Annotated in this window: 1 pseudogene; it reads right to left on the bottom strand. The window is 64.9% G+C overall.

The window, feature by feature from the left end:
* Positions 1–125: pseudogene (locus CK486_RS18635) on the bottom strand (hypothetical protein); the annotation flags it as partial.
* Positions 126–225 lie beyond the last annotated feature (100 nt).

Raw genomic sequence — 225 nt, 5'->3', positions numbered from 1 at the left:
TAGCCTGGGGTGTCGGAACAGCTCGGGTGGGTGCCCCAGCTGACGGCCTTCATAAGCTGAATGCCAGGTTTCGGCGCGCAGTTCGTCGAGCAGTCGCGGCTGTACTCGGACAGGCGCACCATGCGCTAGCCTGGGGTGTCGGAACAGCTCGGGTGGGTGCCCCAGCTGACGGCCTTCATAAGCTGAATGCCAGGTTTCGGCGCGCAGTTCGTCGAGCAGTCGCGG

It is taken from the genome of Pseudomonas sp. HAR-UPW-AIA-41 (assembly GCF_002304225.1).
Lineage (GTDB): Bacteria > Pseudomonadota > Gammaproteobacteria > Pseudomonadales > Pseudomonadaceae > Aquipseudomonas.
The sequence above is the reverse complement of the archived record's forward strand: the minus strand, read 5'-3'. Positions and strand labels throughout refer to the sequence as shown.